Source organism: Oceanobacillus sp. B139/18 (assembly GCF_055524595.1).
The window spans coordinates 115,821-137,790 of record NZ_JBVFXI010000003.1; the positions used below are offsets into that span (position 1 = coordinate 115,821).

Consider the following 21,970-nt stretch of genomic DNA (forward strand, 5'->3'; position numbering starts at 1 on the left):
CTCTTCAACTATACATGGAAGTCAGTTACATTTCTAGCACTATTTCCAGACAGATTCATAGGTTTCTTCTTTAAATCCGACAGTTACTTTCTTGCCGTCGGTTAAGACCGGTCTTTTGATGAGCATACCATCAGAAGCTAAAATCTCCGCCATTTCCTGCGGGGATAAATCATTTATTCTTTCTTTCAAATTTAATTCCCGATATTTTTTACCGCTGGTATTAAAGAATTTTTTAGGCGGCAGGTCGCTTGTTTCCATCCAAGACAGCAGTTCATTCGCACTTGGAGGCTCTTCAGCAATCGGAATCGCCTTATAATCAATTTGGTTTGCATCCAGCCATTTTTTTGCATTTCGACAGGTGCCGCATTTCGAATACCAATAAAAAGATAATGTCATTATTCTTCCTCCGCTTCTTCTATTGATCCTCTTTCGTTGGTCCCATAACGCCGGGCACCTCTAGGCCAGCCTGTCTAAGCAGCACAGTCATCTGACCGCGATGATGGATTTGATGACTGACCAGCATACGTAAAATACTTCCTTTCGGAGCAGGTCCGCCGAAATCACCTACTTCATTTACTAATGCTTCATCCGTCAGCTGCTCTTTTGCTTTCTCTGCAACGCTAGTTGAGATATCCTCATATGCTTCCAGTATGTCACTTGCTTTTGTTGGAACGGCGTCTGGATCATAAGAAGAGTCTAAATCAATTCCGACCAGGCTCATAAAGAAAACAGGACTATTCACCAAATGCCAGCCCAGCCAGCCAAGGCTGTTATGTCCTTCTACTATTGACTGATTTAATTTGTCATCCTCTAAAGCTTTTAATACAGATTTTGTACCATCAGCAGACTGTGACCATTCTGTTAAAAAATCATTTAAATTTCGATACATGCTAGTCCCTCCTAAGATAATGTTTCTTTTTTATTAGCGTACCACGAAACTTCTGCTTTAATCCAATATATTGAATCCATATCTGCTGGCCGTAAATGTAATCAGAAGTGACAAAATAAAAAAGTATTCGTACAATAATAGTTGTGGAAAAAAGAGGTCTTTTAAATTGTAATTCAAATTATTTTACATATCGGATGAACACTTAATAGAGAGAGGATATTTATTATGATAAAAAATTCTTTTCAAGCAAAATGTGCTGCGATTGCAGAAAACAAAATATTTACGAACACGATTATCGGATTAATTATCTTTAATGCTATTATTGTAGGCTTTGAAACGTACCCTGCTATTTCCAATCAATTCCCTTCTATCATTTATTGGCTGGATACTTTATTATTAGCTGTATTTACAATTGAAATTATTATTAGATTAATAGGAAGCTCTTCTCTTACAGCTTTTTTTAAGAGCCCGTGGAATGTGTTCGATTTCATCATTATATCGGCCAGTTTCGTATTCCTCGGCTCAAGTTACATCATGGTATTACGTATCCTGAGAGTTCTTCGTGTATTAAGAGCGATATCGATTATTCCGTCCTTAAGAAAAATGGTTAATGCGTTACTGCTGACGATACCTTCGATGGGAACAATCATGATTCTTTTAGGGCTGTTCTTCTATGTCTATGCCGTTATTGGTACCACTCTTTTTGCATCCATTTCTCCTGAATACTTCGGTTCTTTGCATCGAACCCTGCTCACCTTATTTCAGGTAATTACATTAGAGTCATGGGCAAGTGGTGTGATGTACCCTATTTTAGAACAAGATCCTTCCTCCTGGTGGTATTTTGTAACCTTTATTTTAATTGGCGCATTCGTTATTATTAATTTATTTGTCGGGGTTGTTGTCAATAATGTGGAAGAAGCAAGCCGGGAAGAGACACCATCGCCAACTGATTTAAAGTTGGAAGAAATGGAAAAAGAGCTGAAAGAAATTAAAGCTTTATTAAAAGAAAAATCCACGAGGGATTAGAACACGGGAGCTGTCATCAAATGCATCCTATGCATTTTGCGACAGCTCCTTTGTGTTAGTTAAACAATATATTTTTCTTCCTCAATAATCTTCGCAGCAATTTCACGTTTCTTCTTAACTACATTGATTGGTGTATGCCTTGTCAGCTTACGTAAAGAAGATAGCATGACGCGCAGTGAATCCCCTTCTTCCGCAGTAATCAGAATTTCTTTTGCTGCTGCTTCCATTCTGTTAAATGCTTCCTGTACATACACTTCCGTATATAGTAATTTCAGCTGTGCTTTTTCTGAACCGGCATTGGAAATGGCTTTTTCCGTACGAAGGATAGCAGATTCCATATTAAATACCTCTGCTGTCATGTCTGCTAATTTAACAAGGATTTCCTGCTCCCGGTCTAATTTTTTGCCGTATTTCTGTGCTGCCAATCCAGCTCCGAGCAAGATGAGCTTTTTCGCGTTCCTCAATAAATATTTTTCCTGCTCTAAGGCTTCTGTGCCGACTTCCTCCGGCATCATCATCATTAATTCTTCCTGCAGTCCCTGTGCCTTTTCCAATAATGGCAGCTCACCTTTCATTGCTTTTTTCAGCAATGTTCCCGGCACAAGCAGGCGATTGATTTCATTCGTTCCTTCAAAAATACGGTTAATACGGGAATCGCGATAAATCCTTTCTACTTCGTATTCCTGCATAAATCCGTATCCGCCATGGAGCTGCACCGCTTCGTCCACTGCATAATCCAGCAATTCGGAAACCATGTATTTTGCCATCGAGCATTCAATTTGATACTCCGCTATTGCTCTGGCAACCTCACGTCCATCCTGCAGCTGCTCTTCAGATAATGCGCCCATCCGCTGTTCAAATAATCCTACAATCCGGTAAACGGCACTTTCATTGGCATACAGTTTGGAAGCAATCGTTGCTAATTTTTCCTGAGTCAGCGAAAAGCTTGAAATCGGTGTTTGGAACTGCTTGCGCTCACTTGCATATTTTACAGCTAATTCCAGAGTACGCTTCGATGCTCCGATACCGCCGACAGCCAATTTATAGCGGCCGACATTCAAAATATTAAAAGCAATCACGTGTCCGCGGCCTTTTTCACCAAGCAGATTTTCTACTGGAACCTCGGCATCCTCTAAGACCAGTGTTCTTGTAGAAGAGCTCTTGATTCCCATTTTCTTTTCTTCCGGCCCTGTAGATACACCCGGATATTCTCTTTCCACAATAAAGGCGCTGAAATGCTCGCCGTCAATTTTAGCGTAGACGATAAAGACATCTGCAAAAGCAGAGTTGGTAATCCACTGCTTCTCGCCATTTAAAATATAATGCGTGCCGGCATCATTTAGTTTGGCTGTTGCTTTTGCACCAAGCGCATCAGAACCTGAACTTGGCTCAGTCAGTGCATACGCAGCAATTAACTCACCTGTGGCTAATTTAGGAAGATATTTTTCCTTCTGTGCATCGTTCCCAAAGAAGACGATTGGCAGCGAGCCGATTCCGACATGTGCGCCATGCGTAATAGAGAAACCGCCGGCGCGGGAGAACTTCTCTGCAATCAAGGAAGAACTGATTTTATCTAATGCGAGTCCTCCATATGCCTCCGGAACATCAGCACCTAATAAGCCTAATTCCCCGGCTTTTTTCAGCAAATCCACGGAATGCTCAAATTCTTGATTTTCCAGATTATCGATTTTAGGAACGACCTCTCCTAATACAAAATCCTCCGTTGTTTTCGCAATCATCTTGTGCTCATCGGTAAAATCTTCCGGTGTGATAATGTCTTCTGCCGTAATATCCTCTACTAAAAAACCGCCGCCTTTAAATAGTCTTTCTTTTGTTTCACTCATCGCAATTTCCCCTTTTCAAATAGATTATAGAAGTTCAAATACACCGGCTGCTCCCATCCCGCCGCCAATACACATCGTTACAATTCCGAATTGCTCGTTTCTCCGCTTCATTTCATGCATTAAACTGACTGTCAGCTTGGTTCCTGTACAGCCCAGCGGATGCCCTAATGCAATGGCACCGCCATTTACATTCACTTTAGCCGTATCTAGATCTAACGCCCGGATAACTCGAAGTGCCTGGGAAGCAAAAGCTTCATTTAATTCAAATAAACCGATATCCGATAATTCCAACCCTGCCATTTTCACTGCTTTCGGAATCGCCTCCACCGGTCCGACTCCCATGATTTCCGGTGCTACGCCAGCTACTGCAAAGGAGCGGAATTTTAAAATCGGTGTGAGTCCTTCCGCTTCTGCTTTCTCTTTATCCATCAATAAAACAGAGGCTGCTCCGTCACTCATTTGAGAAGCATTCCCGGCCGTGACACTGCCTTTTATATGGAAGGCTGGACGCAGGGAACGGAGTGTCTCTGCATTCGTTCCTGCCCGGACGCCCTCATCCATTTCAAAGGAAAATGATTTCTCTTCAATCTTATTGTTCTTCCCGACATAGCGCTCCTTCACCTCTACTGGAACGATCTCCTCTTGAAATAAACCGTCCTCTATGGCTTTAGCAGCACGTGCATGACTCTGTACTGCAAAAGCATCCTGATCGCTTCTTGAAATCTCGAAACGGTTGGCTACTTCTTCGGCAGTATGCCCCATGTTCATATAATATTCTGGTGCATGTTCCACCAAGGCCGGATTAGGCTTAATCACATGTCCGCCCATTGGGATCATCGACATCGATTCAGCCCCGCCAGCGATAATCGTATCTGCAGCGCCAACCATAATTCGTTCCGCACCGTAAGCAATCGTCTGTAATCCGGAAGCACAGTAACGATTTACTGTGATGCCCGGTACATCCTGGCTTAATCCGGCAAGTCCGGCAATATTCCGGGCCATATTCATTCCCTGCTCTGCTTCCGGCATCGCACAGCCAATAATCACATCATCGATCGAACCCTGATAATCGCCAGCTCGTTTTAACGTTTCTTTCACCGTAAGCGCTGCCAAATCATCTGGTCTGACATTCCGCAATGAACCTTTATTTGCTTTTCCTACTGGTGTTCTTGCACCAGCTACAATCACTGCTTCTTTCACGGATGTATCCTCCTTTGAACTTTCTTTAATTCCGTAATGGCTTTCCTTTCACAAGCATATGCTGCATCCTCTGCTGAGTCAGCGGTTCGGCAATAAGACTTAAGAAGGCCTCTCTTTCTAAATCCAGCATGACCTGTTCATCAATCTCCGTACCTTCTTTTATTCTTCCGCCAGATAAGACATAGGCCAGTTTTTCAGCAATTTTTAAATCATGCTCCGAAGCATAGCCGCTGTAATGCAGCGATTTAGCTCCCATGACCATGGCTGCATAGCCCGCCTCTCCGACAACTGGAATTTTCTCACGCGCAGGTTTCTCATATCCCTCATCGGCTAAAGCTAATACACGTTTTTTCGCATCATGGAGAACATGATCCGGATTCCTGCTGATACGGTCATTTTTATTGAGATAGCCATTCTCCATTGCTTCTCTTGCAGAAGTAGAAACTTTTGCTGTTGCTACTTTTTCAAATACATCATTCGCTACCTTGGTTAAATCAATATCTACACCTTCTGGGATATTACGAAGCTCTTTTAAATAAAGCTCTTTCGTTCCTCCCCCTCCAGGAATAAGACCGACACCAAATTCAACCAGCCCCATATATGTTTCCGGAGAAGCCTGAATCGCAGCAGCCGGCAAGGATACTTCTGCCCCTCCGCCTAATGTCATATTAAATGGAGCAGCCACCACAGGTTTATCAGCATATTTAATATTCATCGCCATGTTTTGAAATTGACGGACAACGAGATCTAATTCAAATATATTATCATCCTGTGCCTCCATCAGCATCATTGCTAAATTGGCGCCAACACAGAAATTCTTGCCCTGGTTTCCAATCACCAGCCCTCTGTAATTTTTATTTACTTCCTCAATGGATTCATTGACCATCTGGATAATATCAAGACCGATCGCATTACTTCTGGAATGAAATTCTAATAAAGCAACATCATCCCCGATATCGATTAGACTGGCGCCGGTATTTTTCTTGATGACACCTTTTTGCTCCTTGATTGCCGCTAAGGAGATTTCTTTCTTATTGACGTCCTTTTGTTTATAGGCATCTTCATGAAAGAAGTAAATAGCTCCATTTTCTTTTTTATAGAAGGTTTCGTCCCCTTCCTCCAGCATATCCAGCACCCAGCTTGGCACCGCTGTCTCTTCATCCTGTATTCGTTCCACTGCAGCCCTTACGCCAATTGCATCCCATATTTCAAATGGTCCTGACTCCCAGCCAAATCCCCATTTCATCGCATCATCAATGGAGACGACATCATCGGCAATCTCTCCGACTAAATCAGCAGAATATAATAATACCGGCTTGATAATAGACCAAATAAAATCGGAAGCTTTATCTCCCTTTTGATTAATAAGCGCTTTCATTTTTCTGTTTAATCCTTTTTCCTGCTTAGCTAATTCAACAGCAGCTGTTTTCAGCTTCTTTCTTTCCTGATACTCCAGCGTGCTTGGATTTATTTCTACAATGCTTTTATCCCTCTTCTTTTCATAGAATCCCTTCCCGCTTTTCGCACCAATCCATCCTTTTTCAATCATTTGCTTTAAAAAGTCCGGAACCGTAAAAATGGCTTTCTCTTTCGGGTCGGATACATGGTGGTAAACATTATTCGCAACATGGTAAAAGGTATCAATTCCAACGACATCCAGCGTCCGGAACGTAGCGCTTTTGGGTCTGCCAATAAGCGGGCCGGTAACCGAATCTACTTCACCGACACTTAATCCCTGCTTCTCCATTTCCTGGACAGTTACTAACAGTCCGTAAGTTCCAATCCGGTTTGCAATAAAGTTTGGCGTATCCTTCGCTTCGACAACACCCTTGCCTAATACATCCTCTCCAAATGTTTTCATGAAGGAAAGCACTTCTGCCTTCGTTTTTTCTGTCGGTATAACTTCTAACAGCTTTAAGTATCGCGGCGGATTAAAAAAGTGCGTCCCTAAAAAATGCTCCTGCATATCTTCTGAGGAATCTGCAATCATGGCGTCCACAGAAATCCCGGATGTATTAGAGGTAACCAGGCTACCTTCCCTGCGATGTGCATCCACCTTTTTAAACAGCTCTTTTTTCGCCTCTAAATTCTCAACAATCACCTCGACGATCCAATCTGCTTCAGATAATAATGCCAAATCATCCTCCAAATTGGCAATCCGAATCAAATCTAAGCTTTTTTTTGATGTAATCGGTGACGGCTTTTGTTTTAATAATTTCTTTTTACTCTCACTCACAAGCCGATTCCTGACCTGCCTGTCTTCTAAGGTAAAGCCCTGCTTCTTTTCCTTGTCTGTCAAGGAATCTGGTACTCTGTCAAACATTGTTACAGATATTCCCACATTTGCTAAATGAGCGGCAATTCCAGAACCCATCACACCTGAACCTATTACTGCTGCATGTTTAATCGAATAAGTCATTTCACAATCCTCCAGCCTCTCTTGAATGAATGCTCATTCATTTTTAAGCCAAAAAATAAAGATATTGGCAAATCGCATATCTCACGTTACTTATACTATAACGGATTATTAATTTTTTGGCAATATATTTAGCAATTTTTTGTAAGGGGTTTCAAAGTGAAAGTTTATTATTTTCTTTTTCAAAATAAGGCCTACTCCTGAAAACTGCTTACATGCTCTTCCTTTCATACAGCTTTTATATAAAACCGTTATTCAAAATAAGCGTGAAAAGAATTCCATTGCTATTCCAGCAGTAATAATCGCAGCTAAACATAACGTGTTCCTTCTATATTAATATGCATTTTCATTCAGGTGTTTCTAAAAATCGTAATCGTTCCTATTTACAAACAGAAATCCTTACGATATCATAGGTAGAGTACGAACTTGAAAGTACGTTCCATTATTATTTTAAAATGAATGGGGGAATACGATGACAACACCAGTTGTGTCTATGTCAAATATTAACTTCCATTATGAATCTCGTAAAGTCTTAGATAATATAAACTTTGAAATCCCTCAAGGAGCTTTCATGGGATTAGTCGGACCGAATGGCGGCGGAAAAACAACATTGATCCGGCTCATTCTCGGCCTGGAAAGACCGGAAACGGGAGAAATAATGGTTTTCGGACAATCGATTCAAAAGCTTAAAAATAGAGATCGAATCGGCTTTGTCTCGCAAAAAGCAAATGCATTTAATAAAGGATTTCCTGCAACCGTATATGAAGTAGTTGCTTCCGGGCTTACTGCACAGCTTGGTTATTTAAAATTCTTAACCAAAAAAGATAAGCAAAAAATTCATGGAGCAATTGCCCAGGTTGGTATGACAGAGTATACCAAACAGAACATCGGGAATCTGTCAGGTGGTCAGCAGCAGCGCATCTTTATCGCACGCGCTCTGGTCAGCGACCCTGAGCTGATTATTTTGGACGAACCTACTGTAGGAATCGACTATGAAAATGTAAAAATTTTTTATGAGCTGCTTTATAAGCTTAATACAGAATTCAAGAAAACATTACTGCTGGTAACACATGATACAGGCACAATGACCCAATATGCGACAGATATTGTTTGTTTAAATAAAACACTGCATTTTCACGGAAATCCGGATGAATATGCATCACTTACAGAAGCAGACTTTTCTCAAATATATGGTCATCCAGTCAGCCTGGTTACGCATTAATTATCGTTGGAGGAAAGACAATGCTTTTGGATTTTTTAACTTACCCCTTTTTAAGATATACGTTTCTCACAGGTATCTTAATCGGTATCATCGCACCATTACTAGGAACTTTTATTGTTGTCAGAAGACAATCATTAATAGCAGATGCTTTATCGCACGTTACTTTAGCCGGAATTTCATTTGGGCTGATGACTGAGAAGGTATACGGCTGGGTTATCTCACCGATATACAGCGGCATGTTTTTTTCCGTACTCGGCTCTATCTTTATTGAAAAGCTGCGTACCGTGTATAAAGCGTATCAGGAAATTTCCATTCCTATCATTTTGTCGGCCGGCGTCGGCTTGAGTGTTATCTTCATTTCCGTTGCAGACGGGTTTAATACGGATTTATTCAACTATCTATTCGGATCTGTATCTGCCGTAACGGTTAATGATTTTTACGTCATTTCTGGAGTCGCCGCCTTTGTACTTGTCATTATCTGGCTTTTCTTTAAAGAACTATTTACCATGTCCTTTGATGAAGAGCAAGCAACGATTGCCGGACTGCATGTCAAATGGATCAATATGCTGTTTATTGTATTAACAGCGCTTGTCATTGCTGCTTCCATTCGTATCGTCGGCGTGCTGCTGGTTTCCGCTTTGATGACACTCCCTGTTGCAGCAAGCATGCGAATCGCTAAAGGATTTAAACAAATGATATTCCTGTCAATTCTCTTTGGTGAAATTGCCGTGATATTTGGAATTATTTCAGGCTATTATTTAGATATTCCACCTGGCGGAACAATTGTCATGACGTCGTTAATTTTATTATTAATTGCTATAGGAATGAAAAAACTACGAAAGTAAACGGAGGTTTTTTCGATGAATCTTCAAGATGCCATCACTGTTTTAAAAGAAAAAGGATATAAAACTACCGGAAAACGGAAGGATATCTTAGAATTTTTTGCATCCGAGGATGGATATCGTCCTGCTAAGGATTTAATTGTCCATCTCGAAAAAAAATATGGGACAATCAGCTTCGATACCATTTATCGGAACCTGCACCTATATTATGATTTAGGGATATTAGAAAAAACAGATTTAGAAGGTGAAAAGCATTTCCGCCTAAGCTGCAGCCATCATCATCATCACCATTTTATCTGCAAGGATTGCGGTAAAACAAAAGAAATTGAAGTATGTCCAATGGATTCTGCTTCTGCGGAGCTGTCAAATTATGAAATTGAAGATCATAAATTTGAGATTTATGGCAAATGCCCGGAATGCCTTCACGCTTAACATGTTTCAATTAATATAAGAATAAAACATCAGAAAAAAACTGCGGATTCGCTATTGTACGAGCAAACCCGCAGTTTTTCTCATGATTTACACATTTTTTTTGGAAATTCTATTTCTTTATGTCGAAAAGTTATGTATACTACTTTTAGAACAATTATATTAGGAGCAGAGTAGTATGCGTAAAAGTAGTAAATTTCGATTATTGTTATTATTCATCGCAGGAATTATCTTTATTGTATTTGTTTTAGTGATGCAAAGACAATTTAACAATCCAGATTTCGACTTTCAAAATGAAGCATCTGAAGTAAACGAATTGGAAAATGATGAAGAAACGGAAAAAGCAGATGCAGCAGATGAGGATGCAGATACAGATGAGGAATCGGGGGATTCTGAATCGGAGGAGGAATCTGAAGAAACGGATGCGGACACTGGCGACTCCAATGAAGAGGAGTATGAGGTTACTGCAGAGGTATTAAATATCCGAAGCAGCCCCAACGCAGACAGTGAGGTTGTAGAAACGCTGGTTAACGGGGATATTGTCCAGCTTATCGGTGAAGAAGACGAGTATGAATGGGTTGAGATTTCTTATCAAGACGTCACTGGCTATGCAAATGCCGGATACCTGGAAGCTGTTGAGTGATTAAAAAGATTTTTTCTCTTGACTGAAATTATTAAAGGATTATCTAAGCTTCCTATCCTCATAAAAAAAACGAACTTAAATCTCCTTTTCATTTATGGAATGGATAGAGATTTAAGTTCGTTTTTTTATTTATAGAGAAGATAGTTTAAGAGATTTTGCATCATTATCTATTTAATCGAGTACAGTATCTAAAACCTTACTCTCCTCGTGATCCAGCATATTCTTTAAGATGACCTCTTCTACCTCTTTATTCATTTCTGTTTCCAGTGTTTTGGAAGCAGGTGCCTCGCCGACAATGAAAATACGTTTCCATTCTCTGTCTTTTGCCTGCTTATCCAGTTTAGGCGCAATACTTTTATACCATCGATATTGGTTCGCTTCATAGCGGTCATTGAATAGATCTTTTTGTACACTGCTTGCTCCAAGTCCCTGCTTCGCTCTGCCATGACGAGGGCCTTGTTTCATCTTCCATGTATCCTCCTCCACATCCAGTTCATATTCTGCTGTATCCTTTACCTGATTTAGATTGGTGTCCATCAGTTTGACCTGATTTTGCTGCACTAGAATAATTCCTGTTTTCGGATACTTTTCAGACAGTGTCTTTAATTGATCTAATACAGGTGTCTCCTGCCACTCAAATTCATTTTGCAGATGCATTTGTACACGCTCAGCAAACCAGACCTCGCCGTCAGCTGAAGCAATAATGATAACTCCGCGCATGAGATCTCTTTCTATTTCTCCCATAAAATCTTTCACACGCTGTTTTATTTGCCTAAAATTTTTGAGTTCTTCCTGATCATCTGCTTCTTTTAAATAATGCTCAAAATTATTCAAACCATTTTTCAGATGAATCTTCCACTCCCCGCTTTGCTGATCCGGGTCGCTTAAATCTGTATTTAGGTACATGGTAAATATCTTATTTGCTCCTGTTCCTCTCACATTCTCTAACTCTTTCACAATATCTTGAATATCCTTCATGATAAGCCTCCTCGAAAATCAGTATCTATTTAGTGTGTAACCAAAATAAAAGGAGTTTAAACTTTAATATCTGAATAAAGGATATGATAGAGTTATTTTAAGCTATAAAAAAGGAAAGAGCTTCATCACTCTTTCCTTCTTCACCATCAAACTTTATTGTTTCAACTTTTTTTATTTACGTTCTAATCTTGTTCCATTTCTTCTTCTGATAAGGTTTTAGTGATTCTCACTCTTTTAATCTGATACCCGTCTTTTTCAATCAGAGTAAATTCATACCCCTCAACCTCCATCACCGTTCCTACATCCGCTTCAAGGTTATGGGTGAAGAACCAGCCGCCGATGGTGTCCACTTCATCATCTTCCAAAGTAATACCCAGCTTTTGATTGATATCATCCAAGCTGACACGGCCTGCTACTAAATAAGTAGTATCATCAATCGTTTCAAAATCAGGTACTTCGTCTTCATCAAATTCATCCCGGATATCGCCAACGATTTCTTCCAGTATATCCTCAACCGTTACTAACCCGGCCGTACCGCCATATTCATCATTGACAATCGCCATATGGATGCGCTCCTTTTGCATTTTTAAAAGGAGATGACGAATTGGGGTAGCTTCGGATACATGAATAATTGGCCGAATATAATCTTCAATCGTCGCAGGTTCATCCTTGCTCAGCTTTCCAGTAAACACTTCTTTTAAATTTACCAGACCGATAATATTGTCCTTATCCTGATCAGCAACCGGGTACCGGGTAAACTGGCCTTGATGAATCGTTTCTAAGTTTTCTTCAAAACTGGCTTCTGTCGAGAAATAAATCATTTCTGTTCTCGGTGTCATAATTTCTCTGGCTACCCGTTCATCAAATTCAAATATATTGTTTACATACATCATTTCAGATTGATTGATTTCACCACTTTTATAGCTGTCAGCCAGAATTAAACGCAGCTCCTCTTCTGTATGTGTTTCCTCATGCCCGCTCATTGGCTGTAAGCCAACTGCTTTGGTTAATAATCGTGCGGATCCATTTAATAACCAGATAAACGGAAACAACAGGCGATAGAACCAGGTCAGCGGTCTGGCTACAGCCAATGTGACCTGTTCTGCTTTTTGAATTGCTAATGTTTTCGGCGCAAGCTCCCCGACAACCACGTGCAAGAACGTTGCAATCAGGAAGGAAATAAAAATGGAAAGGGTTGTAACAAGACCTGCTCCAAGATTAAATTCCTCCAAAAGGGGATGTAACATTCTCTCAAATGTCGGTTCGGCTAAGCGCCCAATTCCAAGTGCTGTAATTGTAATCCCCAATTGACAGGCAGATAAATACTCATCAAGATGGGTAATGACTTTCTTAGCTGAAGCAGCTGAACCTCTTCCCGCTGCAATATGAGGCTCCAGCTGAGTACTTCGAATTTTTACTATAGCAAATTCTGACATAACAAAAAAAGCAGTTAATGCGATTAAAATAGCAACCGCAAATAAATTAATCATGGTCGATATGTCCAATTAAGATCCTTGTGTAACATTACACAAGGATTTCACCTCCTGAAATTTTAAAAATTATTATAAGTTCATGTTCAAAAGTATCCAATTGTGTTTGAAAATCAAGAAGCTTCTTAAATACAGGACGGCGATTGCAATTATTCGTCTCACTGAAAATTAATTTACTCCTTCCGCAATTCCATTGGATAAAAACTTTTTGAACATCCTCTTATTATCTTTTCTGCACGCAGATAATCCAAATGATTAGGCGCAATGGATAGTCCTGCATGATAAACATATATAAAGTTCCATATTACCTTCCCATCGAATCACCCTTTCTCTTATTCTTTATTATAATGGAAAGGGGCACACTGTGTCTACTTGACTATGAAAGTGCTGCAGATAAATATTAATACAATAAAATAAACCGGCTGTTATCAAAAAACAGCCGGTTTATTTTATTTCACAGATTATTTTTTTAGCTTGTCGTTCTCTTCTCTCTGCAATATTTTAATAAAGGAAATCATCAGCATGATAATAATTATGACAAAAGGAAGCGCTGATGTGAGAGATGCTGTCTGCAGCGCTTCTAACCCTCCAGCAACTAAAAGGACGACTGCAATAGCTGTAATGAGTCCTCCCCAGATAAATTTTGTAATCAATGCCGGATTCAAACTTCCTCTTGATGTCATGCTTCCTAAAATATACGTTGCAGAATCTGCTGAAGTAACTAGGAACGTAAAAATCAATACTATCGCCATCAACGAAGTGATGGTACTTAATGGCAAGGTACCAAACGTTTCAAATAAGGCGACAGCTAAATCTTGATCAACAGCTTCAGCAATCATCGTTCCATTTTTCAAATCACTATATAAGCTGGTTCCTCCAAAGACAGCGATCCAAATACAGGCAATGGCAGGAGAGGTGACAAGTACGCCAAAGATATACTGACGGATAGTACGCCCTCTCGATACACGAGCGACAAAAGCTCCCACAAATGGCGACCATGAAATTGCCCAAGCCCAATAGAAAATAGTCCAATCTACTACCCAGGTGTCTCCAGTATACGGAGTTAAACGTAAGCTGTATTCGACAAAGTTAGTTAATAATCTCCTAATCCCAGCACAATGGTTTCTAATATAAATACAGTTGGTCCCATCAGAAAAACAAAGACAAGCAGAATTAAACAAAAGGATAAGTTAATGCTGCTTAACCATTTCATTCCGCGGTTTAAACCACTGACAGATGAACCTAAATAAACAAGAAGCATAGCTAATGCAATTGCAATTTGCATCCATACCCCGTCTGGCAGCCCAAAAACAGATGACAGACCGCCGCTCATTTGCATAATTCCTAATCCTAGAGAAGTCGCTACTCCCATAACAGTAGCAATTACAGCAAGCGAGTTGATAGAAGTGGCCGTAATAGGGTTATTTCCGACAACGGGCTTTACTGCTGTTGAAATTAACCCGTCTTTTCCTTTGCGAAATTGTAAGTATGCAATAACCAGTCCGACTAACGCAAAAACAGACCATTGGCTAATGCCCCAGTTAAAGAAAGCATATCCCATAGCCACCCTCGCAGCTTCTTCTGTTTGCGGTTCCAAGCCTGGAAATGGTGTATTAAAAAAGTGACTCATTGGCTCTGCTACGCCCCAGAATACCAGTCCAGAGCCGAAGCCTGTGGAAAATAGCATTCCAATCCAAGGAAAGAAACCGAATTCTGGTTTCGAATTTTTTGGACCTAATTTTATTTTACCGTATTTACTAATCGATAAGCCAATTAGAAAGAGGACAAACACAAAAACGGATATTAAATAGAGCCATCCAAAATTCTGTGTCGTCAAATCAAATAATAGAGTTGCTACACTTTGAAAGCCTGTAGAATTAAACGCACCAATTATAACGAATGCTAAAATTACTGATGCAGAAATAAAAAATACAGGATTTAAAAAACGTTTATTTCTTTTTTTCATACCTCCATCCTTTCTATGTTTATTTACTGCGAAAATGGGATATATAATTCTATACCCATTAGCCGAGATAGTAAACGATTTAAATGAAGTGGTTAGATTGGTTATTGAAATAGTCTCTTATGAAGGAAGATTATTACCGCATTCATTCAGATAAAATTCAATAACCGCTTGAAATAAATAAATAGATTTAAGGGAGTTTATTTCCATTCATACAGGGAATGGATACATAAAAGAGCCACTTGTCATTAGTTTTTAATTTATTATATAAAAAAGCCCTCACATGAAGCTTATCTTCATGCAAGGACCCTTGGGATTAAATATTTATTGTACGCGGCGTACTGTTCCGCTAAATTCTCCGCCCCAGTAGCTTCCTGGTGACATATCAGCAACAGCAACTCCTGTACTGCTTTGTGAACCGATAAATTTATTTCCGCCAAGATAAATACCAACATGGCCATTTGTTCCATTCGTATTGAAGAATACTAAGTCTCCAGGCTGCATATTACTTGCAGATACAGATGTACCTGTATTAACTAATGCACCTGTGTAAGACGGGATGGAATATCCAGCTTGAGCGAATGCCCAAGATACAAATCCGGAGCAGTCAAAACCAGTGCTAGGGCTTTTTCCTCCCCAAACATACGTGTTTTGGTGTGTTTGGCTCTGTGCAGCACTAAGCACTCCACTGATTCCAGAACCGGTTGATGGTGCAGGCTCTTCTGCTTTTTCTTCTTTAGGTTCTGATTTATTTTGATCAGAATTGCTGGAACTACTGTTGGACCCGCTATTAGAGCTTGTATTAGAGCTTGATTCATTTGAGCTCGCAGTGCTACTACTGCTTTCAGAATTGTTATTGCTGCTATTATTACTGCTGCTATTGTTGTTATTGCTGCTGTTATTATTGCTTTCGCTATTTGAAGAAGTTTCTTCTTGGTCTTCATTGGAAGAAGTTTCTTGCTGTTCTGGTTCACTTGCTTCTTCTTCAGCTTCATTTGCAGATTCAGTTTCTTCTTCAACCTCTGCTTCTGCTTCTTCATTGCTGCTTTCATCGCTAGAGCCTACGCTGACACTTGCTACCAATGTTTCTGGTGCTGGAGCAGTTGCTACTTCCAAACGATCTGCTACATCCTGCTCAATAGCAGCCAAGCGGGAATCTTCAATTTCTAAATCTTCAATAAGTGCTGTTAAATCTGCTTCTTTATCTTTTAATGAAGCTTCTTTATCCTCAGCAGCATCTTTTTGCTCTGTAATTGTATTATTAATTCCTGTTAAATCTGTTTTCAATTGTGTTAATTCATCCAATTTTGTTTCAACTGCTTCTTGTTTATCTGCAACTTCTTGTTTATCTGCTTCTTGCTGTTCAAGTAAAGCTAAATCTGAATCAGTAATTTTATTCACTGCAGAAACACGATTTACAAAATCACTGAAATCCTGTGCTCCGAACAATACCTCAATATAGCTAATATCTCCGCCATTTTGCTGTAAAGCAACCGCACGTTCTTTTAAGATATCCGTACGTTTTTCAATTGCTTCTTCTAATTCTTTGATTGCATCTTCCAATTCACTAACTTCATCTTCCGTAGTTGAAATATTTTCTTCTGTTTCATCTAATTTCTGTTCATTTTGTTGAAGAGCAGAATTTAAATCATCAATTTCTTTCTGTAAATCTTGTAAATCAACTAAAACATCTGCTACTTGATTTTCAGCATCTGATAGATTAGATTGAACAGAATCACGATCATCCTGTACTTCAGTCTGTCTGTTTTCCAGGTCTTCTACTGATTCTGCTTTTACCGGCCCTGCAAAAAATACACTGCTCAAACCTACTACGGAAGCCGCAGTCAATGTCATTACTGTCTTTTTCAACTTCTATTCCCCACTTTCAAATTTTGCACCGCAAATATATTATCTATGTATTTGAGTTCCCGAACATTTGCGATTAGTTTTTTATATTAATATTTTTTATATTCTTCTTCTAATTTGTAACTTTGTAAAGCTTAACATAAGAAAATGTCATGCATATTATAGAAATATTACATTTATGTTTCAATAACGACAAAACTCTTTCAAAATCGTCATAGAATACGCAATAACACCCGTCTGACAATGTTTTTCATTTTAGTAGATTTGTCTGGTGCTCCCCAATAAATATACCTAATCTAATTTTTTTCGTCATTTAATTTACGCAATAAATGATACAATACAATATAATAAATGAAAATATCTTATTAAATTTATTTGTTACAAATTATTTAACATGAGGAAAAGTAGGGATTGACGTGAAGGTTCAAACTATCATTGGAAATAGAGTGATTAAAACGGGGATTGCTGTATTTTTCACAGCGCTTATTTGTAAATGGTTCAATTTCCCGCCGACATTTGCCGTTATTACAGCTATCGTTACAATTGAACCAACTGTGACAGATTCTATTAAGAAAGGACTTGTCCGTTTTCCTGCCTCGGCGATTGGCGCTGCCTATGCCGTTATATTTCTGGCTATATTCGGTAATTCACCGTCTACTTATATGTTAGCTGCAATACTTACTATTTTCACTTGCTTTCGCTTAAACCTTCATGCAGGGTTACTGGTTGCAACCTTAACAGCAATTGCAATGATTGAATTAGTGGACGACAGTTATTTTCTTAGCTTTCTTATTCGACTGGCAACAACAACAATTGGATTGTCTGTCTCCACACTGGTAAATATGTTTGTTTTTCCGCCAAATTACCATCGTTCGATTGATAAACAGATTGTACCTATCCGCAAGCAATTAAGTAATCATATGAAGCGATGTTATTATGAATTGATTTTCACAAAAACACCTCTAGATTTTGGTGTAAATGAAAAAGTCGGCAGTGTATACAAAGAACTTGAAAGAGTAGAGTTGCTTTCACTCTACCAAAAGAAGGATTTGAAATTCCATCATATTTTAGAAAAACGCGAGGATGAATTAACACAATTAAGACAGCAGATTCATTATCTGCGAATGATTCAATATCATGTTACTAATATAGCAGAGCAGCCTACAATGAAATTTGAATGGGATGCACTGAAACAAAAACACGCTTTTGAAACAGTATGTTATTTTGCAAATGTGCTGGCTGGCAAAATCGACTTTGAGAAAGAAGAATGGATTGCTAAACGCGGACAGCTCAATCAGCTATTTCAAGAAATGTTAAAATCCAATCAAATGAGCAGTACAGAAAAATTGCCGATAGAATTAGTTGCTATCTATGAGTTGATTTCTATTGTGGAAATTATAGAAGATTATTTCTCATTGGATGAATAATTTATGAAAAAGAAACAAAGTTTTTCAGATAACTTTGTTTCTTTTTCTAATACTTTACCCAAAGATAAAGAGCATAATAATGTTTCTACTCTCTGTCTAATTCTTCTTTTATCATCGCTGTTTCCTTATCTGACATTCCAGTTATATTTTTTACAAATAAATTATCCATCCCTTGTTCAAATAAGTTACGTGCAACGACTTTTCCATAACGGATAACCACCTTCGCCGCTTCCCGATTAGCAAGCACTGCATTTTCTTCTGCTTTTATTCTTTTCTCTCTCTCCTCTATCAGTTTAATTTTTTGCTGTTTATATTGATTTTTCATTTGATTATAATTCAGCTCTGCAACTGTTGCTCTTTCTTCTGCTTCCTGTCTTTTTTCTTCTGATTTTTCTATCTCTTTTAAAAAGTGCTGTTCTATCATATGTCGATACCTGTCCTGATAGGTCAATTGATTTTTTTCCGTATTGCTGATATCTCCCCAGTATTTCATAGCGATATTTAAATCTTGATCAACCATTGCCAGTTTCTCCAGTTCTTTATAGATATCCAGATGAAAATAATTATTACCTGCATCCACCGCAGCTAAAAGCAATAACCATCTCGCTAAAGTATCTTTCTCCAGATTTAACTTTCCTTGTTTCCAGCTGCGGATCAGCTTAGGTATCTCAACAAATTGATTTTCCTGCAGATTGGTCAGCGGGATATTTTTATCTTTATCTGACAATCTGAATACGCTATGGAATTCATCACTTTCATGGAATATTTCAAAATTCATGATGCTTATGGTTACCACGGAATGCTGGCTTTCCAAATCTGAATCTGCTTCAAATTGCCGGCGGTACATTTTTGACCAAAAATATAAAGATTGATTTTCCGGGGTATCTTGATCCGGGAAAAGTATTTCTACAAAAACCGCTTCTTTATCTTCTGTCTCAACAAACAATGATAAAGAAGTGTTCTCGCCTTCGTCAGCTGCATTCTTATTTTGAAATTCAAGATTCTGGATTTGTGCTCTGTCGGAATTGGTAAAAAAAGCATTTAAAAAGGCTATTATAATCTTCTTATTGCGCTCATCACCAAACAGCATTTTAAAGGCATAATCAATTTTTAAGTCCATCAGTCGATTTGGACCATTTTTAGGAATAGCATTTTTGTATACTTCGCCATTTTCGCATATCTGAGGGAATAATAGTGTTGCGTTGCGAGGATAAATCATGGAAACACATCCTTATGTTTTAGTAGAGGACTTACCAAGAAGAGGTTCTAAATACAGTTAACCAAACATATGTTCTTTTGTCAACAAAAAACTTAAAAAAACTGCAGGAACATCCCTACAGTTTTTCTTTCTTTCTTTTCCTGATATACCAGGCAATGAAAATGAATATTCCTGCAATGATAAAGGTATAGACAACATTAGAATAGATATCCATAAAAGCTGCTACACGATGCCAATTCTCTCCCAAAATGGTTCCAATACCGATGAGGATACTGTTCCAAATAATAGAACCTGCTGCTGTTAATAGCATAAACATCCAGAAGTTCATTCTTGCCATCCCTGCTGGAATAGAGATTAAGCTCCGCAGCAGCGGCACCATCCGGCAAAAAAATACAGTCCAATAGCCATACTTTCCGAACCATTCATCTGCCTTATAAATATCTGTTTTTTTCAAACGCAATAGATGCCCGTACCGGTCAACAATTTTCTCCAGCCGCTCCACATCGAGTATCATCCCAATACAATATAAAAGCATGGCGCCAATCAGCGCTCCTAATGTGGCTGCTGTTAATACACCGGTATAGGTTAATGTACTGCCTATTGTCATGAATCCTCCAAAAGGCAGGATGATTTCAGATGGTATCGGCGGGAATAAATTCTCTAACGTCATCATCAGAAAAATTCCAAAATACCCAAATTGCTCCATCATGGCTGTAACCCATTGTCCCATAATATCCTCCATTTACGCTTGTCCTCTTTATTAAGGTATATTCTATCATGCTGCAGCCTATGATTTTTATTTCATTTTGAAAACAAGTGTTAAGAATTTAAGGGATGGCAGCTTTATTTGGTCTGGTTCATTATTTCTGCCAGCTGACGGTAAGAATATTCTCTTGCTTTATACGTTGGCGCCATCGTGAGCACCATTATTTCATCACATTGATATGCTTCCTGCAGTTTCGTGAGTTTTTCTTGTACGAGGGCTTTATCTCCAATAATTTGTTTATCGGCAAATTGGGCTTGCTCCTCCTGATCTGCCTGCGGAGATGGATCCTGCTCTTCTCTTTTGCGCTTTGCTTCTTCTGCTAATTCCAAAGCTTCCTTTTCTGTTTCAGCGCACAGAACAGATACCGCAACGATAGCGGAGGGACTCTCAGCTTGTCTCAGGTAGCCGGCCATAATTTCCGGTCCATTATCAGCGCCCATAAAGTGACCAAAAACATAAGGCAGTTTTTTAGTTACGGCCAGCTGAGCACTCCGCTGGCTTGTCCCCAACAGCCAAGGCACAGGCTGAACAGGAGGTACGGGGGCAGCGGTCACACGTGAATAAAGATGCTCCGGCGAAAAGTCATCCTGAAGGAAATGAAGCAATTCATCTATATAATCCGGCATTGCTTTCACCTTTTCCAAAAAGTTTCCAGCAAGGGCTATAGAAGCTTCTGCGGAACCGCCCGGCGCCCGGCCGATTCCTAAATCTACCCGGTTCGGATACAATGCAGCCAGCATCCGGTAGCGCTCAGCAATATTAAACGGCCGGTAATTCGGCAATAGCACTGCTCCTGAACCGATTCGGATTCTTTCTGTTCTGCTGCCGATAATCCCCAGCAATATATCCGGAGCAGTGCTCGCCAAGCCTTGCATGTCATGATGCTCCGCAACCCAATAACGTTCATAACCTAATTGGTCGGCCAGGACTGCCAGATCCATACTTGCTTCCAGCGCCTGCTTTGCGTCCGCATCTGCAAATAATGGAGATTGATCCAAGATACTTAATTTCATTCTTCGTGCTCCCCTTTCTGCTCTAATTGATCTACCAGGTTTTCCGCTGCCCTGCGGTAAAAGTTACTCATCCCTGTCAGACTGGTAATCAGTAATACTTGTTTTAGATATTCATCATCTACAATATCTTTGTCCAATTCTGTCTCAAATATTTCTTCCTGGTTCTTCATATGTTCTTCAAAACTCGCTGCGTTTCTATCCATTAACTGAATGTAATTGGTATAAAAATTCGCCAGGTCAAAATCATCATCCTGCACTCTCTGATTCATCTCTTCAAATGTTTTCCCGATATCCTTTATAGATAACACACTTTTCATTTGATAAATCATACTAATCAGCAGCAAATGCTCTTTCGAATATTTTTTATTATTGATAGGGAAGAATAACTTAGCCTTCGCATAATTGTTAATCATGGTTTTCGTTAACACTTTATCTTCTTCATACCGCTTGGAAGAAGCAAATTTACTTTCAAAAAGTTGAATAACCTGATCCATATATAAATCTAAATCGGGTATTTCTTCCGATTTCAACTGGTTCTCTAAATGAAGTCCTTCTAATTGCTTTTGTATATCCACGAAATGACCTCTCTCTCATAATATAAAGATAGTAAGCAAAGCAAGAAATTTAATTATTTATCGTTCAGCTATCTACTTTTCATTATAGACGTAATTCGTTAAATTTCAAACATTGACTACTTGATGAAACAGGTATATAGTTATTACATAGTATTTGAAACT

Annotated in this window: 18 protein-coding genes and 1 pseudogene; 6 read left to right on the top strand and 13 right to left on the bottom strand. The window is 39.1% G+C overall.

What is annotated here, in order from left to right; genetic code table 11:
- Positions 1-39 precede the first annotated feature (39 nt).
- The gene (locus ACZSMY_RS11020; RefSeq protein ID WP_193063575.1) at positions 40-396 is read right to left on the bottom strand and encodes an arsenate reductase family protein; all 357 of its coding nucleotides are present in this window, start codon (positions 394-396) and stop codon (positions 40-42) included.
- 19 nt (positions 397-415) lie between these two features.
- Positions 416-889, bottom strand: a complete 474-nt coding sequence (locus tag ACZSMY_RS11025) for a DinB family protein (protein WP_042530544.1) — start codon at positions 887-889, stop codon at positions 416-418.
- 225 nt (positions 890-1,114) lie between these two features.
- Here ACZSMY_RS11025 and ACZSMY_RS11030 point away from each other — a divergent pair, with 225 nt between their 5' ends.
- On the top strand, positions 1,115-1,915 hold the full coding sequence (locus ACZSMY_RS11030) for an ion transporter (RefSeq protein WP_193063574.1): 801 nt from the start codon (positions 1,115-1,117) through the stop codon (positions 1,913-1,915).
- Between the two features lie 59 nt (positions 1,916-1,974).
- On the opposite strand, the gene ACZSMY_RS11035 is transcribed toward ACZSMY_RS11030, so the two are convergent.
- From ACZSMY_RS11035 to ACZSMY_RS11045, 3 genes are read right to left on the bottom strand one after another with little or no spacing between them, the layout of a single operon-like run.
- Positions 1,975-3,759: an acyl-CoA dehydrogenase family protein gene (locus ACZSMY_RS11035; protein ID WP_256704952.1), complete on the bottom strand. Its 1,785-nt coding sequence runs from the start codon at positions 3,757-3,759 to the stop codon at positions 1,975-1,977.
- A gap of 24 nt (positions 3,760-3,783) precedes the next feature.
- On the bottom strand, positions 3,784-4,959 hold the full coding sequence (locus tag ACZSMY_RS11040; RefSeq protein WP_193063571.1) for an acetyl-CoA C-acetyltransferase: 1,176 nt from the start codon (positions 4,957-4,959) through the stop codon (positions 3,784-3,786).
- Between the two features lie 25 nt (positions 4,960-4,984).
- Positions 4,985-7,378, bottom strand: coding sequence for a 3-hydroxyacyl-CoA dehydrogenase/enoyl-CoA hydratase family protein (locus tag ACZSMY_RS11045; protein WP_368901419.1), 2,394 nt, complete (start codon positions 7,376-7,378; stop codon positions 4,985-4,987).
- A gap of 469 nt (positions 7,379-7,847) precedes the next feature.
- Here ACZSMY_RS11045 and ACZSMY_RS11050 point away from each other — a divergent pair, with 469 nt between their 5' ends.
- The 4 genes from ACZSMY_RS11050 (at position 7,848) to ACZSMY_RS11065 (ending at position 10,511) form a co-directional block, all read left to right on the top strand.
- On the top strand, positions 7,848-8,597 hold the full coding sequence (locus tag ACZSMY_RS11050) for a metal ABC transporter ATP-binding protein (protein WP_042530535.1): 750 nt from the start codon (positions 7,848-7,850) through the stop codon (positions 8,595-8,597).
- A 20-nt stretch (positions 8,598-8,617) separates the two neighbouring features.
- Positions 8,618-9,442: a metal ABC transporter permease gene (locus ACZSMY_RS11055; RefSeq protein ID WP_212928765.1), complete on the top strand. Its 825-nt coding sequence runs from the start codon at positions 8,618-8,620 to the stop codon at positions 9,440-9,442.
- 15 nt (positions 9,443-9,457) lie between these two features.
- On the top strand, positions 9,458-9,871 hold the full coding sequence (locus tag ACZSMY_RS11060; RefSeq protein ID WP_042530531.1) for a Fur family transcriptional regulator: 414 nt from the start codon (positions 9,458-9,460) through the stop codon (positions 9,869-9,871).
- Between the two features lie 175 nt (positions 9,872-10,046).
- Positions 10,047-10,511 (top strand): SH3 domain-containing protein, encoded by a 465-nt coding sequence (locus ACZSMY_RS11065; protein WP_289584333.1) that lies wholly within the window; start codon positions 10,047-10,049, stop codon positions 10,509-10,511.
- 171 nt (positions 10,512-10,682) lie between these two features.
- On the opposite strand, the gene ACZSMY_RS11070 is transcribed toward ACZSMY_RS11065, so the two are convergent.
- The 4 genes and pseudogenes from ACZSMY_RS11070 to ACZSMY_RS11085 all read right to left on the bottom strand — a co-directional run bounded on the left by ACZSMY_RS11070 (position 10,683) and on the right by ACZSMY_RS11085 (position 16,811).
- Positions 10,683-11,489 carry a VLRF1 family aeRF1-type release factor gene (locus ACZSMY_RS11070; RefSeq protein WP_042530528.1) on the bottom strand — a complete coding sequence of 269 codons (807 nt, stop codon included), beginning with the start codon at positions 11,487-11,489 and terminating at the stop codon, positions 10,683-10,685.
- A 182-nt stretch (positions 11,490-11,671) separates the two neighbouring features.
- Positions 11,672-12,979, bottom strand: coding sequence for a hemolysin family protein (locus ACZSMY_RS11075; protein ID WP_175297016.1), 1,308 nt, complete (start codon positions 12,977-12,979; stop codon positions 11,672-11,674).
- Positions 12,980-13,440: 461 nt separating this feature from the next.
- Positions 13,441-14,945 (bottom strand): annotated as a pseudogene (locus ACZSMY_RS11080) (BCCT family transporter).
- 321 nt (positions 14,946-15,266) lie between these two features.
- Entirely contained in the window at positions 15,267-16,811 is a 1,545-nt protein-coding gene (locus ACZSMY_RS11085; protein ID WP_193063561.1) for a C40 family peptidase, read from the bottom strand.
- Between the two features lie 413 nt (positions 16,812-17,224).
- On the opposite strand from ACZSMY_RS11085, the gene ACZSMY_RS11090 reads away from it, so the two are divergent.
- Positions 17,225-18,235: an aromatic acid exporter family protein gene (locus ACZSMY_RS11090; protein WP_193063559.1), complete on the top strand. Its 1,011-nt coding sequence runs from the start codon at positions 17,225-17,227 to the stop codon at positions 18,233-18,235.
- Positions 18,236-18,320: 85 nt separating this feature from the next.
- Here ACZSMY_RS11090 and ACZSMY_RS11095 read toward each other — a convergent pair whose 3' ends face one another.
- The 4 genes from ACZSMY_RS11095 to ACZSMY_RS11110 all read right to left on the bottom strand — a co-directional run bounded on the left by ACZSMY_RS11095 (position 18,321) and on the right by ACZSMY_RS11110 (position 21,808).
- Positions 18,321-19,454: an Rpn family recombination-promoting nuclease/putative transposase gene (locus tag ACZSMY_RS11095; protein ID WP_193063557.1), complete on the bottom strand. Its 1,134-nt coding sequence runs from the start codon at positions 19,452-19,454 to the stop codon at positions 18,321-18,323.
- A 115-nt stretch (positions 19,455-19,569) separates the two neighbouring features.
- Positions 19,570-20,184: a DedA family protein gene (locus ACZSMY_RS11100; RefSeq protein ID WP_193063672.1), complete on the bottom strand. Its 615-nt coding sequence runs from the start codon at positions 20,182-20,184 to the stop codon at positions 19,570-19,572.
- A gap of 113 nt (positions 20,185-20,297) precedes the next feature.
- Positions 20,298-21,233 carry an MsnO8 family LLM class oxidoreductase gene (locus ACZSMY_RS11105; RefSeq protein ID WP_465147783.1) on the bottom strand — a complete coding sequence of 312 codons (936 nt, stop codon included), beginning with the start codon at positions 21,231-21,233 and terminating at the stop codon, positions 20,298-20,300.
- Positions 21,230-21,808: a DUF1836 domain-containing protein gene (locus tag ACZSMY_RS11110; protein ID WP_042530516.1), complete on the bottom strand. Its 579-nt coding sequence runs from the start codon at positions 21,806-21,808 to the stop codon at positions 21,230-21,232. Before ACZSMY_RS11110 ends, ACZSMY_RS11105 begins: the two co-directional genes overlap by 4 nt.
- Between the last annotated feature and the right edge of the window lie 162 nt (positions 21,809-21,970).